Genomic DNA, 25,221 nt, shown 5'->3' on the forward strand with positions numbered 1-25,221 from the left:
GACCGATTTTAGGAAATCATTATTGATATTATCGGCCTCATCTGCTGTGTGCTCAGCTCAATTTTGATCTCATGTGCACCGAGCTCATTGAATCTATAAGGGATTTGATAGCTGCGTTGTCTGCTGCTCTGTGTGAAGGTGCCACTGCGTATCAATTCATCATCTGCGTAGGCGTTGAATGTATATTCCACAGGTACTTCTTCAGCCTGTGAAACAATTATTTCAAACCGGTATTCATTCCCTTTTACTGCGGTCTTGTCACCCTTTACCTGAATACTGAGATCGTTTGATTCAATTTCCGGTGTAACTGCATATACAGTGGACCCTATATTTTGTGCAAAATCCAGCCCTTCTTCAAGGTCCTTACCGTAGTTATTGTTCCCATCCGTCACCAGCACGATTTGGTTATCACTGCTGGCATACTGCACCACAGCGTCTCCAAGAGCGGTCTTATCGCCTGTCAGCCTGACAAGACTGGTGGGGGTTTTGGTGGTAAGGCTTTCATAGAGTTCGTCGGCCACACCTTCTTCGAAGAGCTGCATACTTTCCGTTTCGTCAGAGATTATTACAAGCTGCGGGTTTTCCTGCTCTGTTACCTGGCTTACCAGGGTAAAAGGGGAAGCAAGGGCCACTATCAACAGGGACAGGACAATTGCCCTGGATATGAGCAGTTTTTTGTTACCACCCTTAAGCATAAGGTATAGAGTACCTGCCAGCACGGGTAGTATAAATGCAAGTATAATGGGTTGTTCAAAGGAAAGCATCACAGTTCACCCCGGTTGCGTATAATCAGGATTTCAAGTATTGCCAGTAGTATAGCCAGTATAATCAGGTAATTGTCCAGATAGTTCTTTGCCTCATAACTATCCTGACGGACAATATCAGGGCTGTCCCTGTTCTGGTCTGAAACACGTTCCATTACCTCCAATCCTTGCCTGGTAGTATCCGATTCACGGTCACTGTACAGGTTGACCGCTACGGTGCGTCCTCCGATCGTATATGTCCCGACCTGTTCGAACAACACCTTCTGGGTGGTTATTGTACCGGTGGGTGTCTGTACTGTCATTTCCCGGGCAAGAGAGGTGATATCCCCGGTCTCATGGTTATAGTCGCTTATATCCCCGCTGCCACCGAGCCAGGCTGTAAGTTTTGCCCAGAGTACCGGGTATTCGGGCAGGTTGTGGAAATTGTTCCAGGGCTCACCCAATTCATCATTGAAGCCGAAATACACCAGTGTCCCGTCTCCCACAGACCAGTGGGCAAGTAAAGGATCTCCCTGTTCAGTTGCAACCAGTACAGTTGCATCATTGCGCGGCGTGGCATTGAGATACCTGTACATGGCAATCTCATCAAATTTCACATCATCTGTCAGGCTTGAGGACTGGACAACTTCCAGATCGATACCCAGGACATTCTGAACTTCAGCCACATCACCGGGTATAACCGGAAGCATGCCCTGGAACTGGTCTGTGGAATTGCCGCCTGCAAGCATCTGGCTGGCTACAACCACAACCCTGCCTCCATTGTTCAGGAAACTGTCAAGCCTTTCTACCTCACTGGATGTAAGGGAGCGGTTTTTCAGACCGATGACCATTATCCGGTAATCATCGGTGGAAGAAGGAATTCCCTCAGCCGTAGAAATATCCACAGACGCCAGTGTCGAAAGAGCAATCTTTGAGGGTAACTTCCCTTCATCCGAAACAAAAAGGGCCTGAGTATCCGATTGGGTTGGAATTACAACATATGCATTATTGTCCGCAGGCAAACTATCCTCATCTGCGATTGATATTGATGTAACCCCCGAAGATAGGGGATTCACACGAAACTGGGCCGTATCCGAGGGTCCCACATTAAGAGAGCGCTTTACTGAACCGGCCCGGTTTTCAATTTCTATGTCAACCCTTTCGGTAAAATCATTGTAATTCTTGACAACACAGGTATACACGTAATTACCGTCTTCGGTGTCTATCCAGCCGTCTATGATTCCCACATTGCCCACTGCTGAGCTTACATCAACAAAAGCAGTGTCAATTCCATAGGACTGGGCAAGTTGTTTTGTAGATACCGGATCTTCTCCTTCCCAGCTGCAAAATCGGATACCACCACCATTGTACCGCCTCTCTGCGAAAGCAGTCTCATACCTTCAGACATTGCCCCTGAAAGGTCAGCTATCGTGTCGCTAGGCTCTACATTTTCAAGCGCATCGGATGCTTGCGATGAACCTGTGTTCTCAACAACAATTTCCGGACTGCTTTTGGCCAGTATTACACTGTTCTTCTTGCTGAGATACCCTTCAGCCAGGCGTGTTGCATCGTCAAACCGATTGCCTGACTGCATACTTGCGGAAGCATCAATGATAATTACAGTATGTTCATCGCTCAGGTCTTCCTGTGAGGTGTAAAATGGTGCTGCTGCAGCAGTGGAAAGCAGTATGAGCACAAGCAGCTGGATAAGAAATAGCGGATCTTTGAGTAGTTTCCTTAGCGATGAAAACGTTTTTTCTGCTTTTCCACCTGCATTAAAAACATCAGGGAAGGTATACTTAGCTGGACGGGTTTAGGCCTGAGAAGATAAATTATTATTAAAGGGATCACACTGGCAAGAGCGGCAAGAGCCATTGTATTATCAAAGGGCATTACCATCGCCTCCTGCTGCTCAGTGTTTCAAGGAAAGCATCAAAGACAGGAGTATCGGTTGAAAACTGGTAAAAATCCGCCCCTGCATGGTCACAGGCTTCCTGTATCCTGTAAACGTGGTCATTGAGCAATTCCTGATAACTCTTCTGGAAATTCTTGCTGACATAGGTTTGCAACTCGTCACCACTTTCCATATCAGTCAATTTTGCCAGACCGTCGATTTGCAGATACTTTTCAGTTTTATCCATTACCTGTATTACAATAAGTTCATGGACTGAAAGCCTGTATATAGCGGATTCAATGGATTTTGGATCGTCAAGGAAGTCAGAAATTATTATTACAAGGGATCGGGAACGTATCGCTTTTTCATACTGTTTCACGCATTCCTCTATGGAGGTCTTGCCCCCGGTTTCTGCCTCTGCCAGCCTGTCGATAGCCCTGAGCAGGTATTTCCTGCCGCGTTTTGGCTGGCTGAAACTTACGTCGGTGGCAAAGGTGGATATTGTGAATTTGTCATTATCTTTTGTTACAAGGTAGGCAAACCCGATAGCAAGCATCGCACCATATTCGAATTTGGTAGGCCCGTCTGATGAATATTCCATGCTGTTACTTGCATCCAGCAGGATATGGTTTGTCAGGGATTTACTTTCCTCAAATTCCCTTACATAGAGTTTTTCGGTACGTGCATAGGCATTCCAGTCAATAGTCCTTGGTTCATCTCCCCAGTGATACTCCCTGTATCCCCGGGTATCCAGTCCCTTCCCACTGTGGATTGAGCGACGGCTACCGGCGTACACGCTGGATACTCGCTTGCGTACCATAAAGGAAAACCTGTCAAGTTCCTTCAGGAAACTAACATCAATGCTATGTCTTTTTTCAGTCATTGAAGGAGCCCTTTATTATTTGTGGGAAAGTTCATTCAGTTCTTTTGATTATCTCGCCAATAACCTTGTCCGGAGTAATTCCCCTGCGCTCGGATTCGAATGTCAGCATTATACGATGCCTGAGTATTGGATAAGCCATTGTATCCACATCTTCCTTACTTACATAATTGCGTTCGTGGATAAGTGCACGGGCCTTGGCTGCAAGTATCAATCCTATAGAGGCACGGGGAGAGCGCCATATTCCAGGTGTTCTTTCCAGTTACGTGTTGTCATAACGACTTTGATGGCATAGGCCTTTATGTCCTCGGCAATCGGTACTTCCCGGGTAAGGCGTTGCAGTTCCAGCACCGAACTTTTCTTGAGAACCCTGTTTACTTCAGGCATATCCACCATGGTGTAACGACGTACGATTTCCTTTTCCTCATCAAAAGAGGGGTAATCCAGCAGTATCTTGAGCAAGAACCTGTCCAGCTGGGCCTCCGGTAGAGGGAATGTACCTTCCATCTCTATAGGATTCTGGGTTGCCAGAAGGAGGAAGGGTTTGTCCAGGATAAATGTATCATTTCCTACAGTCACCTGTTTTTCCTGCATTGCTTCAAGCAGGGCTGACTGGGTTTTAGGGGATGCCCTGTTTACTTCGTCTGCAAGCACGATATTGGCAAAACAGGTCCTGCTTCGAATTTAAATTCCTTATGCCCGCCGCTTTCCTCTATAAAGTGAGTGCCTGTAATATCTGCAGGCATCAGGTCCGGAGTACACTGGATTCTACTGAATGTCAGGTCCATAACCTTTGCAATTGTGGATATTGTAAGGGTTTTTCCCAGGCCTGGATTACTTTCCACAAGTGTATGCCCATTACACAGGATAGACACAATAATCTGTTCCACTGTTTCTTTCTGTCCCACAATTACCTTTGAAATCTCATTGAAAAGATTGGTAAAAATATCACTGGTATTACGGTAGATATCCGCTTCACCTGATTGAGAACTTTTGTCCATATAATTACTCCTGCTACATTATCTGGTTAATTCTTCAAAATATGATTTTATGATTGGCTCATACCCTTCCGGCAAATCTTCACGATAAGCCGGAGCAGTCATCTGTCCGACTTCGTATGAAGAAGAGGGTTCGAATTCCGGCTGATTTTCATCTTCCTGCCCGGTAGGTGTAAAGCCGGATTCTGATCCCGGCGGTATACTCAGGTCCACTTCTTCACCATCCACCACGACTACCACAGGTTCACCTGTAATATTTTCCTTTCCTGCCTCATTCCCGTCTCCATCAGAGGGGAAATAATCTTCAGGCGGATCACCATTATCGGGAATCCCCGGTATATTGTCGATTACTTCTTTCATTCCTTCGGGAGTTATGTCTGTGCGAAAATCCGAATATATAACTATGCCAAGGGCCGAGGTAGTGAAAATCAAAAGGATAAATATGACCTTGAGTTTTTTCCTGTCAAGAAAAGCAGATGAATGAATTTCCTTTGTACCTTCCAGCACTGAATAAATCAAATCATTGATTATAACATTGTTCAGATTGCGGTTATCGTAGGCTGTCCTGAGCCTTTCTTTCAGGACCGGATATTTCTCTTCTGCCAGTAAGATAACTGAAGTGTTCTTTTCTCTTTTATAGAGCAGCAAAGTTATTATTAGGGAAATTCCAATTGAGATAAGAAGAAGTGCAATAGTTGAAAACGAAATTGTTAAGGAAGCAACAACATAACTTTTATCGGCATATAATTCCAGTGCTCTTACCAGTCCAAAGGCGTTTTCCATATTTACCAAAAGCAGAACAGTATAAATGGCAAGGGTCAGGATGACAAATTCTGCCAGTTTAAACAACCGCTGGTATTTGCGAACAGCATTTTCCTGCCGATGAATGAATTGTTCAAGATCCTCTGCCCCGGTCATTGAATTTCACTCTTCCATGTAACTCTGGTAGGAACCCAGGTTCTTTAACATATAAACGTTTTGATTCAAGTTATCAAGTGCTTCTTTTACATCGGGATCTTTTATACTTCCATTCATATCGATGTAGAACACATAATCTCCCAGGGACATTTTGGAAGGGCGTGATTCAATCCTTGTCAGGTTGATCCCTCTTGTAGCAAATTCCCCCAGCATCTCATAGAGAGCACCCGGGTGGTCCCTGTCAAGATAGACAATAATTGAAGTTTTACAGTCATGTATACAGGTTTGTATTCCCTTGTCTTGCTTTCTGGCAATTACTACAAACCGGGTGAGATCAGGTTTCCAATCCTGTATATCTTCTGCAAGAATGTCAAGTCCGAAACTCTCAGACGCCTTTCTGGAAGCAATAGCAGCCATTTCCGGAAACTCCGTTGCAAGTTTAGCAGCATGTGAAGTACTTCCTGTAGTCCTGATCTCCACATCCGTGTAGTTCTTCCGGATGAAATGGCGACATTGTGCCAGTGCCTGAGGATGGGACAGAATTATTCTTATATCCTCTTTCTTCCCCCTTGAAAGCAGGCAGTGATGGATATGAACTACAACTTCCCCGATAATTGAAAATTCATGCTCCAGAAGCAGATCAAGGGTAACACCGACAGAACCCTCTATAGAATTTTCTATTGGGACAACACCATAGTCTATGGAATTATCCTGAAGAACTTCAAACACTTCTGAAATGTCCTTCAGATATGAAATATCCGGATTAGTTCCAAGCTGGGCTTTCCATATATTTGCAGCTTTTTCAGAATATGAACTTTCAGGCCCCAAAATGCCGATTTTCATTGACTTTTATAGATGACTGATATTTAAAATAATTTGTGATAAAATAGCATATAGATAGATGTCTCTAAATTCCTTAAAAACTATCAATTGCGCATTATCCTGAAAATCATTGTCAGGCCTGTGAGATTGATAACTCCTATCAAAATCCCTCCCACAAGGTGCATGTTGTTTTCCGTGGAAGCGGTAGAGTCCTGATTTTCATCTTTTTCCTTTATTTCAATTACCCTATCGTTCTCGATATATAGTGTATCCTTGTACGTCTCACCACTGCTATCAATTACTGTTTCCAGGGTGTATTGTTTATTCTTTTCCAGACCGGTTATGTAGTACACGGAATCATTGCTTCCAGAACAAACTTCTTCACCACTACTGCTAAGTTTCATGCTGGTAATGCCCGGTGATACGACTTTTAGCACTGCATATTCTTTCAGGTTCTTTTCCTTTCCCTCACAAAAAGCAGGCCTATCCGCAATGCCAAGCGTACTTAACAGAATTGGTGCTACATCTTCCTGGCCAATAGTTTCCCTAATTCGTTGTTGTTTAATGTTGGGGGACAAAATTATCAATGGCACATTGCGAACCTCATTTGCAGAGGCATATTTGTCTGATTTTGCCCCACCTCTTGATTCAGCATCAGGAAATGCCATCCCATGGTCGGACGTGATAACCAGTGCCAGATTGTTTTCCTGGCATGTTTCATAAAGGGGCACGATCATGGAATCAAGGTTTTCAATACACTGACTATAACCTTCATATCCCCTGTAGAGTCCTGCTGTGTCAAGCGCGGCAATATTGACGGTTATAAAGTATTTCCTATCCCTGCCTTCCTTTTCAAGGATATTGATAGAATCCATCGCAGCATCGAGGGCCAATTTATTGTAAGCATAATATCTCTGGATTGTGCCGGAAGGCGTACTCTCAACTCTGGATAGTGCCCGGGATGCATGTGTCTTGAACTTTTTTTTCAAGAAGTGACAGGGCATCTATATCCTTATTTCCGGATACCGAAACCTGCATTACAGGTTCATTTATGGAATTGGTTGTGTCATGGAGAACAAGGTCATTTTCTGCAACTACTTCTTCGGAGTCCCCTCTCTCCAGTACCCCAACTGTCAGGTATCCATGTTTCCTGACAACATCATAAATACTGGCATTATCATAACCTACCATTGTGTCATCTGCATCCCTGTTACCTGTCATGATAACATTGTGTCCGCTATTACTTTTAAGTTCAGGGACAAAAACAGAATCGAAAATCACAGCCTGATTATATATTTTTGGAAGATTTGACAGCCCGGGTTTTTTGAGAATGGAACCATCGATTGCTTTTACATCCAGCTCAGGATTTATGTATCCGTTGCCAAGACCATCAACTATCAGTACCACTACACCATCAGGATTATTTGTATCTCCTGCTTCAATAAATGTTGCACATCCGGCCGGATTTATTGTGATGCATAAAAATAATAGGAGGAGAAGTATTTTCCCAATCTGCCAAATTTGCCTTCTGGAATATATCATCAAGAATAAAAATATTGTTTCATATTAGTATTTTATGCTATGGTGCTTTATTTTTATGTTGATTGTTGCTTTTGAGTTTACTGATATATAAATATATTCCTCTTTCTTGAAGCAGATTGAACTTTGATGTTTTGTTTGAAAAATAATCGGTACCAATAAGCATTTTATATTTATTAATTGTATGGTATAGATTTAAAATTACAATTATTTTTATATATAAGTTTATGATATATTGCATTTAATTATGTTATATAAGTATTTCTAACACATTTTATCTATTAGTACCTAATATGCAGACAATATTATATATAAATCAATAACAAGGACCATTTTATTTAATTCAATTAACTCTTTATTTTCGAATTGGCATTTACAAAATCTATATATATCACATATAAGCAATAAAAACATTTATATATAATGAAATTGCAAATTTAATTGATCATAATGTGCTTTAGATAAGGCACATACTCATAGATTGGAGTGTTGAAAGTATGTCAGAACTGACTCAAAAAACCAGATTAACGAATGCTTTAAAGGGCGAGTCTGTAGACAAAGCCCCGGTTGCCTCTGTTACACAGACTGCAACAGTAGAGCTCATGGAAATGACCGGTGCATCCTGGCCCGAGGCTCATTCAGATGCTTCCAAAATGGCAAAACTGGCATTGGCATCTCACACTGAAGCCGGTTTGGAAGCTGTAAGATATCCATTTTGCCTAACGGTCCTGGCCGAGGCCTGGGTTGTGAAGTGAACATGGGTACTCAAAACAGGCAACCATCAATAACAGAACATCCTTATAAAAAAGGAATTGACGATCTCAAAATGCCTGATAACCTGACGGGACTGGGAAGGATTCCGGCAGTAGTTGAAGCTACAGATATCGTAAGGGATAGTGTAGGCGAAGATGTGCCGATTATAGCCGGAATGGAAGGACCAGTTACTTTGGCCTCCGATCTTGCCAGTGTCAAGAAATTCATGAAATGGTCTATCAAGAAGCCTGATGACTTCAAGGCCATCCTTGATTTTGCCACTGATGCATGTATCGAATATGCCAATATACTTCTGGATAGTGGAGTAGATATGATATGTGTGCCAGACCCGGTGGCTTCTCCTGACCTTATGAGTCCGGCCACATTCAATGATACCCTTAAACCCTGTCTTGCAAAATTTGCAGAAGCTGTTGATTGTGTAAAAGTACTACATATATGTGGAAATGTAACACCAATTCTGGATATGATGGGAGATTGTAAATTTGAAGGCTTGAGTATCGAAGAAAAGGTGAAGGATGTAAAGGAAGCCAAGAAAACACTTGAAGGACGTGCTACACTTGTTGGTAACGTTTCCAGTCCTTTCACAATACTCAGTGGCACTCCTGACAAAGTAAAAGAGGATGCGAAAAAAGCTCTGGATGACGGAATTTCGGTAGTTGCCCCTGGCTGTGGTATTGCTCCAAATTCTCCTCTTGAGAACGTAAAGGCACTGGTTGAAGCAAGAGATGAATACTTTTCCTGATTGTATAAGGGATGCCTGATCGCATCCCTCTCTTTATCAAAAAAGGTGGTTATATGAAAGTAGGAGTTGCTATTGATCTTGGAACCAGTGGTTTCAGGGCTCAGAAAATAGATATTGAAAGTGGCGATATCCATAAAACGGTAATTACCATGAACAATCCTCTTCCGGGAGCCAATGTCATGGACCATTTGGATTTTGCCATGAATTATGGACAGGATCTTGCCCATGAACTAGTAATAGGTGCTTTCCGTAATATTCTTGAGGAACTTGGGATTCATTCATCTCCTGATAAAATCGCGATTTGCGGAAATCCCATCCAGTTATCCCTGTTTCAGGGAATACCCATTGATGATCTTGCATATGCGGGGCAGAGAAAAAAAAGCAAAATATAACATAAAAGAACAGGAACGCAAATCTGCTGTTGTAAAAAGTATCTTTATCCCGGGTCTTGAAGATCTTGATAATTGCAGTGTCGTTATTCCTCCTGCAATCAAACATGAAGTGGGAGCTGATGCTCTTGCACTTATTGTTAAATCCGGTATGCTGGACAATGCAGACATTTCAATTGCAACGGATTACGGAACAAATGCCGAGATGGCTTTGAAAGTAGGAAATGTAATATATACAGGCTCAGCTGCAGCTGGACCGGCCCTGGAAGGACAGGAAATTGCAGATGGTACGATTGCCAGACCTCATGCGATATCTGATGTGTCCCTTGAGGATAAAGCACTACGTAACTATGTCCTTAATGATGAAATGGATGCTGTACAGGGTGACCTCGTAAAACCAGATGATGGCACGGTAATAGATAAGGGAGATATAGAAGCACATGGTATTACAGGAACAGGTGTAATCTCTTTAATTGATGAATCTATTAAAAATGGTCTTGTAGTACTCCCAAAAATCAACCTGAAAAACAACGTCATCCAATTGCAGGATGGAATAAAATTTAACGAACATGATCTTGTAGAAGCTGGCAGGGCTATTGGGGCCATAAGGGCAGGCCACATAACTCTTTGTAATGCTGCCGGAATAGGGATGGAGGACATACAAACTGCGTATATGTCAGGTGCTGCAGGAACCTATATGGACACTATTAAGGCGCATAATATTGGCATGATCCCTTATGATGTAGGTCAAATCAGCCAGATTGGGAACACCTCCCTGATAGTTGCCAAAGAAATTTTGCTCTCAGAGGACAGGTTATGGGAATTGCAGGAAATTGCAGAAGAAATCGTTGGAACACATGTCATGTTTGCTATGGATGATGCATTTAAGGAAGCCTACATTCTCGAACTTTCTTATTGGGGAGAAGGCATGCCTTTCAAAGTGCTTAAAAAATACCTGAAGAAAAAGAAATTACCTACAATAGATGTCGTAAAATCAGTTCCTGATGTTGAAAAGCGTGTAGTGAAAGATATTCCTGTACTGGGAGAAGAAGGTCTTCACGTTCTTGACAAGGTTGGAACATATCTTACGATGGTCATTGAAGGATGTGAAACCTGTCATAAGTGTGTCAAGGTCTGTCCTAATGATGCCCTTTCTATGGAAGATAACAGAGTAATGATACGTACTGATCTATGCGATGGTGCTCATTGTCAGAAATGCATACATGCCTGTCCTCATGATCTGTTTAAATGGGAAAATCTGGATGTTATGATGCAGGAACCATCAATGGAACAATAATCGATGGAAGGTTTAACGAATGAAAGTACTCGTTGTAGGAGGATTTTTAGGAAGTGGGAAAACCACTACAATCCTCCGTATTGGGAAATATCTTGGAGAAAGGGGCCAGAAAGCTGCTATAATAGTAAATGAAATAGGCGAGGTCGGGGTTGATGCTGATATCATATCCAGTTATGGTTTTGATTCCATCGAGCTCACAAATGGTTGTGTGTGTTGTACTCTCAAGAGAGATATGAGGTATACCGTAGATGAAATTTATAGGAAAATGAAACCGGATATACTACTTGTTGAACCCACTGGTATTGCATTTCCTGCTGTAATAAAAGAAGATATCATGCTGATGAATTTGAAAGATGTCGAATTTGCACCTCTTGTAACAGTAATTGACGGCAGTCGTTTCAAGCAAATAATGAAAGAAACGAAACAGTTTTCCAAAAGACAGATCATTGATGCTGAAATCCTGGCCATCAACAAAGTGGATTTAATAGAGGATTTATATATACCGATAGTTGAATCTTCAGTCCAGCAGATGAATCCGCAGGCGCATACGGTTCGTTTTTCCGCGAAAAGCAGGGATGAAGAGTTTGCAGAATTCATTAGTACACTATTAAGTGATGAAACATCCCTTGAAGTAGATAGAAGAAAAGGAAGTATTGATAAAGGTCCCGATGCAGAAGAAATTGTTGCCGCTAGTGGAGAAAATTCGATAGAGTATTCAAAAATGGCTACTTATGCATCTGAATACAGTCTAAATCATGATTATCTTGAGTCTGAAAAAGCCCAATCAATAGTCTCAAACCTGATGGAAGGTCTAAAAAAAGAGATAATCGTGATGAATCCGGAATTTGTCGGTCACATGAAAGTGATTTTGCAAGCCGGTACCGTAAATGTACGTTCCAGTGTCACAGGAGCCGAGGAAAAACCTCAAATTGAAACTATAGAATCATATTCTTCCAACCCTTCTATCAAGATTCTCTCTGCAATTTCAAATGTTTCCCGATCGGAATTAATGGAACTTGTGGATTTCTTTGTCAAGGAAATTTTCACAAATCATGGTATAAAAATAGTAAAAACTGCTGTCCATAAGCACAACCATGAAAGTCACAACCACGACAATCACAATCACCCAGAAGGTGTGTAAGTGTAATTGTTGCTAAAGGATATGCTCACACCTTATGAACACGAATCATCGATTGGAGTGAAGGAAGCGAGTTTTCGGTGTGAGCATGTTACCATTGAAAAAGGATATATATAATAGTTACGCAATCCTCTTATAAACATAATATTGATTTGCATTGTATAATATTAATTGTCAATATATTGGCAGGAACATTATGGAAAAATCGACTTTAAAAGAAGGGCAACTTAATCTTGAGCCCGCATTAGACTTTCTGGACACTGGTATTCTTTTACTTGATAGTAAATATAATATACTATATCTAAATTCCAAAATCAGCAATCTTTTAGAAATTCCTGAAAACCCTTATGGAAAATCAGTTTTTGATATTGAAATATGGCCCTTTACCAAAAAAGAAATTGTTCAATCCCTCAAAAGTATCTCCTCACAAAATAAACCAACGATTCATTCCATTGAAGATAGTGCAGGTGAAGCCTACAATTTTACAGCTCATTACTTGAATCCTGATTTACCTGATACACCTGCATTTATGCTCACACTTGAAAAACATCCTTTTTCTGAAAATGAAACTGAAAAATTTGAAGACCTGCTCTCCATTTTCACATCGGGTATTTCTGAAGGAATAATCATAATTCAAGATGAGAAAATCCAGTTTGCAAACCGCAAATTTGGAAAAATAGTTGGTAAAAAATGGGATGAAATAAAAGGCACACATTTTTTGGATTATTTTCCGATTCAATATCGGCGAATGTTGTACAAAAAATATACCAAACGTATTGAAAAGAAAATATACAGGGAAATGACATATGAGATCGAATTACTTTCAACATCAGGTAAAGTTACTCCTTTCGAACTGTCCTCATCACTCGTTGAGTATGGCAATCGGCCTGCAGTAATGGTCGTATTTCGGGATATTTCGGCTAAAAAGGAAGCAGAAGAACATCTCAAAGAGGCTGAAAAGAAATACAGGTCAATTTTTGAAAAAACACCGATTGGAATCGTTTATTTTGACAGGAAAGGCAAAATAAGAAATTCCAATGAAGCTTTCAATTATATATTCAAATCTTTTATTGATGAAAAGGCAGAACCTGAAATTTTTGATTATATTCCAGATACAGAAGTATTTGGCCAAATAAAACAGGTGCTTTCCGGAAATGCTCTTTCTTACAGGGGAGAATACGAAGTTAATACTCAATCTTCATCCAAATCGATAAAAATTACATGTAATTCCTTGCTACTGGATGGTGTTTTACAGGGTGGAATAGGTATCTTTGAAGATATTTCCCTGCAAAAAAGTGCTGAAGCCACTCTCCAAATGAACAAATCCAGACTCGAAGCCCTTTTAAAATTAAACCAGATGAAAGTATTTTCTTTCGATGAAATAGCTCGTTTTGCTCTTGAACTTACAGTTGAATTCACAGGCAGTGATTGCGTCTATCTTTGCAAGATGGGAGAGGATAACAACCCTGAAAAAATACTGTATACTCCTGATACAGAAGATCTGGAATCATTTGTATCTGGAAGATTTGAAAATCTTGATTTCAAAGATCGAAAGTCCAATGTTATGGATGTGGGAAAAACCATTGAAATACCTCTTTTTGAAAAGAACCAGCTTGTAATTGTTGCAGGTTTTAGCAGGAATATAGCTTTCAAAGAAATGGAAATAAATCAATTAGAACTTTTTGTGCAGGATATATGGACTACAATCAAACAGAAAATAGCCGAGAAATCGTTACGTGACTCTGAAATGAAATATTCTTCCCTTGTGGAAAATGGCAATGATGCAATAGTAGTAATTCAGGATGGTAAACTTAAATTTGCAAATTCGATGTTTTGTGAATTTGTGGGCAATGATTGTGATTCAATACTTAATACAGATTTCAGGAATTACGTTGCTGAAGAATATCGCCGTATGGTGACCAAAAAAAACCAGCAGTATATACAGCAAAATGAGATGTCTCATTCCAGGGATGAAATTGAACTGGTTACAAAAAACGGCAAGAAAATACCTGTAATCGTAAGCACATCTGTAATCGAACATGAAGGCAAACCCGCAGTAATGGCATTTATAAGTGACATTACACAACAGAAAGAAAAAGAAAATGAACTTCTTGAAACTTTTAAAGTACTAAAAGTACTTCAATCTGTAATTCGTACCAGTCCTGCAATAGTTTTCTTTTGGGCCCCGGAAGAAGATTGGCCGGTGGAGTTTGTATCTGAAAACATTGAAAATTTTGGTTACAGGGCCGAGGAATTTACTTCCGGAAAATTACAGTATGGGGACATTATACATCCCTCTGATCTTGAGTATGTCCATCAGAAGCTTGCAAAGTATTCAGATGAAGGACTGTCGGATTACAATATTGAATACCGTATAATCACAAAAAAGGGAGACGTGCGCTGGGTTGAAGAACGGGGTTCCATCCAATATGAAAAGAATGAAATAAGCCACTACCAGGGTATAATCCTTGATATTACTGAAAGAAAAAGAGTAAATCGTTTTTTAGATATTGATATTGATGTGGGGAATTTCCTGACACCCACCGGTAATATGCAAGAAATGTTTGATCAGTTACTAGAGCTGGCCCTTCATATTGAAGGTGTGGATGCAGGTGTCCTCTATATTGTTGACAAATCCAGTAAAGACCTTAATATTGTAGCTCATCGTAATATTTCCGATGATTTTGTTGAAAAACATGCTACAATTGAAAAGGATTCATTTAGAGGAAAGTTCCTGTCAGTACAATATCCCATATACAAACTCTATTCTGAAATCTATCCTTTCTCTAGATCCAATAAAGGCAAAGATAACCTTCTGGCAGCAGCCATTATACCTGTAATAACCAATGATAATTTATCTGCAGTACTGTTTTTGGGCTCCCATAAAAATTATGAGATTCCACATTCTATACGTAACTCACTTGAAACTGTGGCAAACCAGATAGGTTCTGTGCTTGATAGGATTGAAAAAGAGGGAGGTATCCAGAAAGGGCAGTATGATTTACAGGTGCTTTTTGACACAATATCTGAGCTGATTTTTGTAGTGGATTCGGAAGGCTGTATCCTTTACTCCAATCTTAATGTTGCAAAAGCCCTGAAATATTCCAAACAGGAAATAACAGGTATGAATTTTATGAAAATTCATTCCCATACTCAGGTACTTGATGCTGCAAATGCCTTTAACGAAGCACTTAATGGCAACAAACAGAAACATTTGTTCACTTTGATGGACAAAAATAGTGATCTAATAAATGTCGATACTACAATGCAAAAAGGGGAATGGAACGGTAGTGATGTAGTCGTAGTTGTCAATAGAATTGTTGAATGATGATAAATTCATAAATTATTAATATAGACGCATATTAAACAAGGAATGCAAGTAAAGTGGGGTAAAAATGATAGATATCAATCCTAAAAACATCTTGATACGCTACAACATATTGGTTGAAAGCGACATGACTCCTGAAGAAGTGGCAGAACAACTGTACCCCACAGACCCCCATATTCTTCAGGTCGCCAAAGCTGTTTTTGAAGGTGATGAGGATGAAGTTGTCGCTGCTTTGCAAAATACAATTGATTCAGGAGTAGATCCCCTTTCACTTATAAACGATGCCCTGATGGCAGGAATGGAAGTGGTGTCTACTCTCTATGATTACGGGTTGCTGTACCTGCCGGATGTTATTATCTCTGCCCAGGCAATGATTGAAGGTATAGAATATTGCAAGGAACAATCCAAACAGACTCATGAATCAAAGGGCAAGATCATTTCTTATGTTGTAGAGGGTGATATTCACGACATCGGGAAAAAGATTGTAACTGTTCTTTTACGCGCCAATGGTTATGAGGTTATTGATCTTGGAAAAGATGTGCCTGTTGAAGAAGTTGTAGCCGCAGTCAAAAAAGAAAAACCTATCATGCTTTCAGGAACCGCCCTGATGACCACTACAATGCATGCTTTCAAAGACGTGAATTCGCGACTGCTGGCAAGTGATATAAATGTACCTGTAGTTTGTGGCGGGGGTGCTGTAACCCAAGACTTTGTTTCTGATTATGATCTGGGGGTATATTGCGAGGAAGCTGCAGACGTACCCAAAATTGCAGATTCCATCCTGCAGGGGTTGGATATAAGGAAATTAAGGGATACTTTCCATAAACACTAAGGAGATCCATATTATGTCTGTTAAACGTTATTCTTCAATGGAATATGACAATTTTGAAGACCTTCTTTTTGGCCACTCAAAATATCCTGTAAAAACCGGTCTTGGCCTGGAAATCGGTGCTGGATATACTACTGCTGAAATCAATTATGCCCCTCGGCCTGATGCGGCTAAAAATAAGGCAACGCTTGTAAATGAATACGAGCGTATTACCCGCGATATAATGGAAAGAATGGTCCAGGTTGGTTTCCCATCAGTCGTACTTGAAACCGAGCACGTTCAGCAGATGACCAATAACCCAACTTGGGGTGGAGAGGTCGCAACTGCCCAAAAAGCAATCATGGAAAAGTACCATGATGAATATGGTATCAAATGTGCCCTGAGGCATACAGTGGGTGATATCCGGGGAGACAGGGAAAGCATTGATCTGCGAGGAGATGCTTATTCCCGGATTCTTGAATCGTTTGAGCAAGTCGCTTCTTCAGGAGCGGATATGTTGTCGATTGAATCCCTTGGAGGTAAAGAAGTATTTGATCATGCTATCCTGAGGAATGACATGCGGGGAGTTGTCTTTTCAGTTGGTATACTTGGCGCGCTTGATGTTGAATATATATGGCAGGACATCTGCAGTATTGCCAAGAAGAACAATGTCGTCGCAGCCGGCGATACGGCCTGTGCACAGGCAAACACTGCAATGTTTGTTGCAGGGGGACTGCTTGACTTCAAGTTATCCCATAGTGTAGCGTCTGTTGTAAGAGCGATTTCTGCATCAAGATCCCTTGCTGCATATGAAGCAGGTGCAATTGGTCCGGGTAAGGATTGTGGTTATGAGAACAATATCATTAAGGCAATTACAGGATACCCTATTTCCCAGGAAGGCAAAGGTTCTACATGTGCCCACTCAGATCTGATGGGCAATATGGCCATGCAATGTTGCGATCTCTGGTCCAATGAATCTGTGGAATACCGTGGAGATTTTGGAGGAACCACTGTACAGTGTTGGGGAGAAAACCTTTCTTACGATTGCAGCATGATGAATACGGCATTGGAAGCCGGAGTTGGTAAAACCCTGCGTGATGTGTTAATGGTTTCGGACAGATACAGGGATCCGCAGGCATTCATATTATCGTACGATAATGCGTATCGTATTGGTGAAGTAATAACTGCTCATCCGGATGATTTGTACCTGAGGGCAAAAGAGGCAGGCATGAAAGCTTGTGAATTAATAGAAAGTGGTTCCGCGGGATTTCTGGAGTTATCCAAGTTTGAAAAAGCTACAATAAAGAAAGCCCAAAATGACCTGAAATCATTAGACGAAAATATGGAATCTTTTATTGATAATTGCCTGGATATCTATTCATCTGAAGTGGATACTTTTAACCCATCAAATTATGGCCTTTAATTTCTGTGATTTTAACTACTAATATTGCTTTTTCGATTCCTCATATATATAGTTATTTCTATTCATTATATCATAATTTAATTGTTTTGAATGTTTTTTTGAAAACGCTATGCTGCAACGTGCGTATGATTATAATTGTTTATAGTATTCATTTGATTGTAATTATCTATTTATAATATTTATTCAGCCCGCCTATTTTATTATTATATATAAGTATTATTGTAATTGATAATACTTATTTTTTAAAATCAAGCATATATGCTCAAAAAAGCAAACAATAAGCGCTTTTTATACTGTATAAATATACGGATGCATTTGCAAAATAATAAGCAAGTTTTATATATTAGCATTTAACAATAGAAATACTTATATATTATAATATCACACTTGAATATGAGGTTTGATTAAACCTCGCAATAGATTGGAGATGGGCCAATCGCCATCAGGCATTGACCCTGGATATATTTAAAACAAATATGGAAGGAAGTGTAGAATGACCAGTTTGGACTTAGACCCCAGTGAAATTCTGGAAAGGTATAACGTCAAAATGGAAAAAGCAATGACGCCGGATGACGCGGCAGCAGAACTTTATCCAAAAGACGAACTGATTCGCCCGATTGCAGAATCAATCTATGAAGGCGAAGAAGATGACACAGTAGAGGCCCTTCAGAAAGCAATTGATGCCGGTAAGGATCCAATTGCCTTAATCGATGATGCCCTGATGGTAGGAATGGGAGTAGTAACAAAACTCTACGATGAAGGAATAATTTTCCTGCCAAATGTAATGATGTCTGCAGATGCAATGCTTGATGGTATTGATTTCTGTAAATCCCAGGCCAAGGAAGCACCTGTATCCAAAGGAAAGATCGTATGTCATGTTGCAGAAGGTGACGTACATGACATCGGTAAATCCATTGTCACAGCCCTCCTGAGAGCAAATGCTTTCGATGTAGTGGATCTTGGACGTGATGTACCGGTAGACGAAGTAATTGAAACTGTGAAGAAAGAAAAGCCAATAATGGTGACAGGAACCGCTCTGATGACCACTACAATGTATGCTTTCAAAGCTGTCAATGACAGGCTTCTTGAAGCAGGTCTAAAAGTCCCATTCCAGTGTGGTGGCGGTGCTGTGAACCAGGACTTCGTATCTACCTATGAGCTCGGAGTATATGGAGAAGAGGCTGCCGATGCACCAAAGATGGCAGAGGCAATTCTTGCAGGCGCAGATCTTGGCAAACTCAAGGAACAATTCCATCAACACTGAAGAGGTGAGCAAAATGACAGTAAACAGATACACCAAGATGGCATATGCCAGCGCAGACGATATGATTTTTGGAAATTCTCCCAATCCTGTAAAGGCAGGACTGGACTTAGAGATTGGTGGCGGTTACACCACACCTGAAATAAACTATGCACCAAGGCCAGAAGCCGGTGAGACCAAGGAAAAACTCATCAAAGAATATGAGCGTATTACCCGTGACTCAATGGAAAGGATGGTCCAGGTTGGTTTTCCATCAGTCGTACTGGAGACCGAGCACGTTCAGCAAATGACCAATAACCCAACCTGGGGAGGAGAGGTCGCAAATGCACAGAAAGCCATTATGGAAGATTACCATGATGAATATGGCATCAAATGCGCTCTGAGACACACTCCTGGTGACATTCGTGAAGACCGCGATTATCTACAGTTGAGGGGAGAAAAATACAACACCCTGATGGAATCCTTCGAAGAAGTTGCATCAAACGGTGCAGATCTCTTATCCATCGAAACTATGGGTGGTAAAGAAGTCTTTGACCGTGCAATTCTAAGAAATGATGTGCCGGGTATGCTTTTTGCAATTGGTTGCCTGGGTACCATGGATATGGAATACATCTGGCAGGACATTACAAAAATCGCCAAGAAGAACAATGTTGTATCTGCTGGTGATACTGACTGTGCACAGGCAAACACTGCAATGTTCATTGCAGGTGGACTTCTTGACAAGAACTTGGCCCACACCCTTGCAATAATTGCCAGGGCTATATCCGCACCACGTACCCTTGCCGCCTATGAAGCAGGTGCAGTTGGTCCGGGTAAAGACTGTGCTTATGAGAACACCATTGTAAAGTCCATTGCAGGTGTCCCTATTGCCCAGGAAGGTAAAACCTCCACATGCGCTCACTCCGATGTAATGGGTAATCTTGTAATGCAGTGCTGTGATCTCTGGTCCAATGAATCCATAGAATATCACGGTGAATTCGGCGGTACAACTGTGCAGTGCTGGGGCGAATCCCTCGCATATGACTGTGCCCTGATGAATTCCGCCCTCCAGACAGGTCAATCCAAGAACCTCAGGGACATGATGGTTCTCTCCGACAAGTACAGGGACCCACAGGGATACATCCTGGCCTATGACAATGCCTACAAGATCGGTGAAGCAATTGTCAAGGATTCAGACGACATCTATCTGCGTGCAAAGAACGCTGCTGTAGAGTGTGTGAACCTGCTTGAAAATGCAGATCCCAAACTACAGATGACCAGATTCGAAAAGAATGCACTTGCTGATGCAAGTGAGGCTCTGGCTGGACTTACTGATGATTCAGATAAGTTCATGAGTGATTCCCTTGAACAATACAAAGAAGAAGTCAAGGTATTCAGGCCGGAGAACTACGGTCTCTGAACGGCAAACATACAGACGTTTAGCTGTGGGCTCCTTTAAAGAGTTCACAGCCCCAATCACCTTGTAATCTTCTATATGGCGTAGCTAAACAAGGAGGAGATATAAAAGCAATGCAATACTTACAACCTCCCTTTACTCCTATTTTTTAGTTTAAATTACTTGTGAGTTATTGTAACTTTTAGTCTGTATCGATGTATTAATTCAAATGATAGAGGTGATATTTATGGAAGGAAATATTGAAATGGTGCAAGCCGAAGTAGCTGATAAAACGGCCAACCCGGCACCACTTGGTTTCACTGGACTTGGGCTTTCAGCAGTTTTGCTCAGCCTGACATATATAGGTTTATTCCCACTTGATTCAATGGTAGTCTCGATGGCAATATTTTTGGGTGGATTTGCCCAGGTGTTTGCAGGGATAATGGCATGGAAGAAAGGAGATGTCTTTGCCGGAACTGCTTTTAATGCATTCGGGCTTTTCTGGTTCTCACTTGCAGGACTGATTATTCTGCAGTCTCTTGGATGGGCCGCTGCCGCTGAACCAATATCAATGGCCGCCTATCTCTTCATATGGGGTATTTACACCTTTGTGATGCTTATAGGTACCTTGAAAATGTGCAATGGCAGCAAAGCCATACAATTTGTGTTCCTTACCCTGTTCATCCTGTTCATCCTGCTTGCAATTATCAATGCTACAGGAATGACCGGTTTACTTGTTATTGCAGGTATCGATGGACTCCTACTTGGATTTGGTTCACTATATGCAGCTCTTGGTATGGTACTGAATGAAATTTGTGAGAAACCTGTGGCTCCAGGTATTTAAAGCAACATATTTGGATATACTTATGTTATTTATGCTGGAGGAGCAGAAATGTACAGGAAAACCTTGTTGGAAAAATATTTTTTCATATTTGTTTTCCTGATATTTTTTATTTCCATACCAAAGATATTATATGGATATTTTTATAATATAATCTACCTCGAAACCAGTGGATATTATTCACTGCTGAGAGGATTTTCAATCGTGTTTATTGCCGGTAGTTTTTATGTTACTTCCCTTTCACCCAATTCCCTGCACCCTTATGGTTATTCCAAATATGCAAAAATGGGTCAGTTTTTGATAGCTCTTGGAATTGGAATAATTTCGTTGTTTTTGGTAGGCCATTCATTTATAGCCAGATATAGTGATCAGAAAGTTCCGTCTATTGATATGTCCGGATACATTATAGTCCTGCTTTCTGTCACATTTTATCTTCTGTTAATTTATTCCATGAAAAAAGTTCACTTCTCCTTGCAGGATGAAAAGAAATATAATAATTCAAACAATATCAAAAAAGAAGTGGGTTTAACCATTATTACATTAATAGGTCTGGTGGGTATTGAACATGGATATTTTTTCCTGGATATTGTCCTTTCAATCTTTTTCTTTTCATTTTTGATAAAAGAACTCCTTTCTGTAATCTGGGAAAGTAGCAGTTTTTTGAGTGATACATTTACCCTGGATGAAAAGCAAATATGCAATCTTGTAAACTCAATCGATGGGGCCAGTGAATGTCACAATGTAAGGGCACATGGAACAGATTCCGATCTTTATGTTGATCTACATGTATGTATGGATCCAAAAATAAAGATCATCCAGACCAAACCAATCGTTGAACAAATAGAATCGTCCTTAAAAGCAAGTTATTCATCAGTCAGGGATGTTACCATACATATTGAACCTGGAAAAAAGAAGGGAGACTTTATATGAAATATAGCCTGGGCATAGATGCCGGTGGAACTTATACTGACGTAGTCATCATTGAAAACAATTCAGGAAAAGTAGTCAGTTCAAACAAAGCACTTACAACATATCCTGACTTACTTGAAGGCATCGAAAATTCAATAGATGGACTTGATTTTCAATATCTTAAAGATATTGCAGTCGTTTCTGTCTCTACAACCCTTGCCACAAACACGGTCCTTGAAAATACCGGATATCCCGTAGCACTTATACTTATTGGGGAACACGGAAGCGAAAGTGAAGGTTTTCCTTCTCAGCATATATTTCATGCAAAAGGTAGCCATGATCACAAAGGCCTGGAAATGCAAGAACTTGACGTTAAGTCCATCGAGTCCTTTGTCAAGGATGTAAAGGATAAAGTATCTGCATTTGCAATTTCATCACATTTCAGCATCCGTAATCCTGATCACGAAATAAAAACAAGAGAATTGATTCAAACAATTGTTGATATGCCAGTTGTTTGTGGTCATGAACTCTCTCAGGATATAGGGGCCTATGAAAGAGCTGTAACAGCTACACTGAATGCACGGCTTATTCCTGTAATAAAGCAATTTATTGAAACTATAATCAAAGACATCAGAAGAAGAGGGATAAGTGCCAGACTCTTGATGCTTAAATGTGATGGGTCTGTAACAGGTATCGAGGATGCACTCAAAAAACCTATAGAAACCGTATTTTCAGGACCGGCTGCAAGTCTTATCGGAGCTTCTCATTTAAGTGGGAGGCATACCTGTGTCACAATAGATGTCGGGGGTACAAGTACCGATATTTCATCCATTTCAAAAGGGGTCCCTGAACTAAGTGAGTCCGGCGGAATTGTAGGAGGATGGAAAACCAGAGTACGTGCAATTCATATGGAAACCTCGGCAATGGGAGGGGATAGTGGAATCTGGACGCGTAAAGGAGAACTTTTCATAGGACCCAGGCGCTTAATTCCTCTGTGTGTTGCAGCAGAAATGTACCCGGGATTCATATCGAAATTAAAAAATGCTTCTAATCCACAAAGGGATCTTTTTGATGAAAATATCCAACCAGCCAGATTTTTCGTTAAAAATGGCTATGGCAAACATGAGTTAACAGACACCGAAAGAAAAATACTTGATGTACTTGGTAGCGAACCGATGTCTTACAGGGAACTGACATCCCTCACCAGGAGCCACATTTCATCAAATATGCTGGACTTACTTATAAGCAAACGATTCATAAGGGTTATAGGTTTTACTCCTACAGATGTATTACATGTACTGGGAGATTATGAACAATGGAATGTGGAAGCCGCATCTATCGGGGCTGACATCCTTGCAAGATTTGCTTTTAGCAGCAAATTTGAAATATGTGAAACACTGAAAGAAAAATTTGCTCTCAATATGGCATATGACCTGATATGCTTCGCCCTCCCAAATATCGAAAAAGAGAGTATAATGGAAACCCTAACTGGTAATTATCCTGCTACTTTTAAAATGAAATCACCTGTAGTTCTTATTGGTGGCCCTGTAGCCCCCTATGTAAAATCACTTGGGAAAATTGTGGACGCTGACATCATTCTCCCCGACCATGCAGATGTAGGAAATGCAATTGGAGCTCTATATGGTAAAGGAATCAAAAGGCTTGAATACCTTATAAGGCCTGCATCCTTATCCGAACCCGACCAGGATTTCCTTGTTTTTTCCCAAAATGGAAGAAAGAGTTTCCAAACTTACACGCAAGCCTATGATTATTCCATAGATAACGGCAAAAATGTACTGTTTGAATATATGAAAAGTTGTGGTATCAAAAAAGATCAGATATCTTTCAATATAAAGGAAAAGAAAGTAATTCCTGAAGGGTGGAAACATCCTCCTATGGAAACACAATTGACAATTATGGGAATAGGTACATCCCCTCTTTAATTTTAGAATGTCGTATCAATGGGAGAAATATCCTTTTAACTTATATAAGTTTTATTTGACCTCATTTTATAATTAACAAAAAGGGTCAGGAAAAGGAGAATTGCAAAAATCGCAAATATTATTTCCAGTCCTACAAATCCCGACAGGGCTCCTGCAAATATAGGCATTATTGCAAGACCTCCATAAGTATATGTGCTGTAGAGGCCCATTGTGATACCTTTGTTCTTACTCATGGATGCCAGCAGTGTTGGTAATCCGACCATCGCAAGTCCCGAACCGCATCCCAATAACGCAAATCCTACAAAGGGCAACCATATGGTCACCAGGGTTCCTGAAGCTGCTACCACAATACCCATATTGATCATTTTCTTTGATTCCATGGATGTATGTGATATCCAAATGGAAGATACCATTGTGCTGATATAGCTTACAGCAATGGCAATTCCCAGTTCGGCTTTGGAAAGCATGCCTGTACTGTAATCAGGATACAAAGCAAGTAATACACCATTGGTACCTATCAGTACAAAAACTATTATCCAGATACCCGTATAAGATTTGTCTACCAGAAATCCTGAGGTTGTGGAGATCTTTTGCCGGATTTCAGCAATAATTGGAGACTGCAATTTTTCTTTATCCCGGCCATTTCTGTACAGGTATCCCATCCCTGCAATAAGGGTCAAGAAAGATATAATTGTAAAAACCATGATACCATACTTTAAGCCCATGGTAGCCAAAAGACCGCTTAAAGCAACACCTGCAGCAAGTCCTGCATTTAGTAGAAAATTAAATTCTCCCATATACTGTTTTCTCTTGCTGAATGAGCCAAGATAAGAAAATGCCGCAGGGAAAAATGCACCACAAGCAGTCCCTTCCATCAATCTTGCAAGGATCAGCAGGTGAATATCATTGGTATAAAGCATTATAGCTCCTGAAAAAAAGGTTAACATCAGGCTGATTGTCACAAATCTCATAAAGCCATATCTTTCTGCCAGTATTCCAAAGGGCAGCATCGTAAGCAAAGCTCCTATAAAGTAGGCAGAAAAAAGAAAACTTGATAGTTCGACGGCATGATTCCCGGATCCAAAACCTGCAAGTTCAGGGAGAATAGGTATCACTGCATTGGACAATCCCATTATAGTAAATATAGATAAATAAACAAGTAATCTACCCTTTTCCATCCATCTACCGCCTGTTGAACT

19 protein-coding genes and 3 pseudogenes are annotated in these 25,221 nt (G+C 40.6%); 11 read left to right on the plus strand and 11 right to left on the minus strand.

The window, feature by feature from the left end:
• Positions 1-8 precede the first annotated feature (8 nt).
• The 10 genes and pseudogenes from C9889_RS10990 to C9889_RS01650 all read right to left on the minus strand — a co-directional run bounded on the left by C9889_RS10990 (position 9) and on the right by C9889_RS01650 (position 7,662).
• Positions 9-764, minus strand: coding sequence for a vWA domain-containing protein (locus C9889_RS10990; RefSeq protein WP_318531476.1), 756 nt, complete (start codon positions 762-764; stop codon positions 9-11).
• Complete coding sequence (locus C9889_RS01620; RefSeq protein ID WP_225419936.1) at positions 764-1,990, minus strand: DUF7408 domain-containing protein; 1,227 nt, start codon at positions 1,988-1,990, stop codon at positions 764-766. The genes C9889_RS10990 and C9889_RS01620 overlap by 1 nt, the downstream gene beginning before the upstream one ends.
• A 17-nt stretch (positions 1,991-2,007) precedes the next feature.
• Positions 2,008-2,439, minus strand: a complete 432-nt coding sequence (locus C9889_RS10245) for a VWA domain-containing protein (protein WP_225419937.1) — start codon at positions 2,437-2,439, stop codon at positions 2,008-2,010.
• A gap of 41 nt (positions 2,440-2,480) precedes the next feature.
• Positions 2,481-2,636 carry a BatA domain-containing protein gene (locus tag C9889_RS10250; RefSeq protein WP_225419938.1) on the minus strand — a complete coding sequence of 52 codons (156 nt, stop codon included), beginning with the start codon at positions 2,634-2,636 and terminating at the stop codon, positions 2,481-2,483.
• Positions 2,636-3,520 (minus strand): DUF58 domain-containing protein, encoded by an 885-nt coding sequence (locus C9889_RS01625; RefSeq protein ID WP_129596680.1) that lies wholly within the window; start codon positions 3,518-3,520, stop codon positions 2,636-2,638. The genes C9889_RS10250 and C9889_RS01625 overlap by 1 nt, the downstream gene beginning before the upstream one ends.
• Positions 3,521-3,551: 31 nt before the next feature.
• Positions 3,552-4,518: pseudogene (locus C9889_RS01630) on the minus strand (AAA family ATPase).
• 18 nt (positions 4,519-4,536) lie between these two features.
• Entirely contained in the window at positions 4,537-5,433 is an 897-nt protein-coding gene (locus tag C9889_RS01635; protein ID WP_129596682.1) for a DUF7502 family protein, read from the minus strand.
• Between the two features lie 6 nt (positions 5,434-5,439).
• On the minus strand, positions 5,440-6,276 hold the full coding sequence (gene pheA / locus C9889_RS01640; protein ID WP_129596684.1) for a prephenate dehydratase: 837 nt from the start codon (positions 6,274-6,276) through the stop codon (positions 5,440-5,442).
• A gap of 83 nt (positions 6,277-6,359) precedes the next feature.
• Positions 6,360-7,244, minus strand: a complete 885-nt coding sequence (locus C9889_RS01645; RefSeq protein WP_164999249.1) for a sulfatase-like hydrolase/transferase — start codon at positions 7,242-7,244, stop codon at positions 6,360-6,362.
• Complete coding sequence (locus C9889_RS01650) at positions 7,195-7,662, minus strand: hypothetical protein (RefSeq protein WP_129596688.1); 468 nt, start codon at positions 7,660-7,662, stop codon at positions 7,195-7,197. Before C9889_RS01650 ends, C9889_RS01645 begins: the two co-directional genes overlap by 50 nt.
• 629 nt (positions 7,663-8,291) lie before the next feature.
• Here C9889_RS01650 and mtaA point away from each other — a divergent pair.
• The 11 genes and pseudogenes from mtaA (at position 8,292) to C9889_RS01705 (ending at position 24,022) form a co-directional block, all read left to right on the plus strand.
• A pseudogene (mtaA, locus tag C9889_RS01655) lies at positions 8,292-9,310 on the plus strand (methylcobamide:CoM methyltransferase MtaA).
• A gap of 53 nt (positions 9,311-9,363) precedes the next feature.
• Positions 9,364-10,996: pseudogene (locus C9889_RS01660) on the plus strand (methylamine methyltransferase corrinoid protein reductive activase).
• A 19-nt stretch (positions 10,997-11,015) separates the two neighbouring features.
• A complete protein-coding gene (locus C9889_RS01665; protein WP_129596690.1) occupies positions 11,016-12,137 on the plus strand; it encodes a GTP-binding protein in 1,122 nt (373 codons plus the stop codon).
• A 193-nt stretch (positions 12,138-12,330) separates the two neighbouring features.
• Positions 12,331-15,462 (plus strand): PAS domain S-box protein, encoded by a 3,132-nt coding sequence (locus C9889_RS01670; RefSeq protein ID WP_129596692.1) that lies wholly within the window; start codon positions 12,331-12,333, stop codon positions 15,460-15,462.
• Between the two features lie 67 nt (positions 15,463-15,529).
• On the plus strand, positions 15,530-16,294 hold the full coding sequence (gene mtaC / locus C9889_RS01675; protein WP_129596694.1) for a methanol--corrinoid protein MtaC: 765 nt from the start codon (positions 15,530-15,532) through the stop codon (positions 16,292-16,294).
• Positions 16,295-16,307: 13 nt separating this feature from the next.
• Positions 16,308-17,693, plus strand: coding sequence for a methanol--corrinoid protein co-methyltransferase MtaB (mtaB, locus tag C9889_RS01680; RefSeq protein WP_129596696.1), 1,386 nt, complete (start codon positions 16,308-16,310; stop codon positions 17,691-17,693).
• A 493-nt stretch (positions 17,694-18,186) separates the two neighbouring features.
• Positions 18,187-18,957, plus strand: coding sequence for a methanol--corrinoid protein MtaC (gene mtaC / locus C9889_RS01685; RefSeq protein WP_129596698.1), 771 nt, complete (start codon positions 18,187-18,189; stop codon positions 18,955-18,957).
• 13 nt (positions 18,958-18,970) lie between these two features.
• Positions 18,971-20,353 (plus strand): methanol--corrinoid protein co-methyltransferase MtaB, encoded by a 1,383-nt coding sequence (gene mtaB, locus C9889_RS01690; protein WP_129596700.1) that lies wholly within the window; start codon positions 18,971-18,973, stop codon positions 20,351-20,353.
• Positions 20,354-20,576: 223 nt separating this feature from the next.
• Positions 20,577-21,173 carry an acetate uptake transporter gene (locus C9889_RS01695; protein WP_129596703.1) on the plus strand — a complete coding sequence of 199 codons (597 nt, stop codon included), beginning with the start codon at positions 20,577-20,579 and terminating at the stop codon, positions 21,171-21,173.
• A 48-nt stretch (positions 21,174-21,221) separates the two neighbouring features.
• On the plus strand, positions 21,222-22,100 hold the full coding sequence (locus C9889_RS01700) for a cation diffusion facilitator family transporter (RefSeq protein WP_129596705.1): 879 nt from the start codon (positions 21,222-21,224) through the stop codon (positions 22,098-22,100).
• Positions 22,097-24,022: a hydantoinase/oxoprolinase family protein gene (locus C9889_RS01705; RefSeq protein ID WP_129596707.1), complete on the plus strand. Its 1,926-nt coding sequence runs from the start codon at positions 22,097-22,099 to the stop codon at positions 24,020-24,022. Before C9889_RS01700 ends, C9889_RS01705 begins: the two co-directional genes overlap by 4 nt.
• Positions 24,023-24,057: 35 nt before the next feature.
• Here C9889_RS01705 and C9889_RS01710 read toward each other — a convergent pair whose 3' ends face one another.
• Positions 24,058-25,200 carry an MFS transporter gene (locus C9889_RS01710; protein WP_225419939.1) on the minus strand — a complete coding sequence of 381 codons (1,143 nt, stop codon included), beginning with the start codon at positions 25,198-25,200 and terminating at the stop codon, positions 24,058-24,060.
• Positions 25,201-25,221 lie beyond the last annotated feature (21 nt).

This window comes from Methanohalophilus profundi (genome assembly GCF_004137855.1).
GTDB classification, from domain to species: domain Archaea; phylum Halobacteriota; class Methanosarcinia; order Methanosarcinales; family Methanosarcinaceae; genus Methanohalophilus; species Methanohalophilus profundi.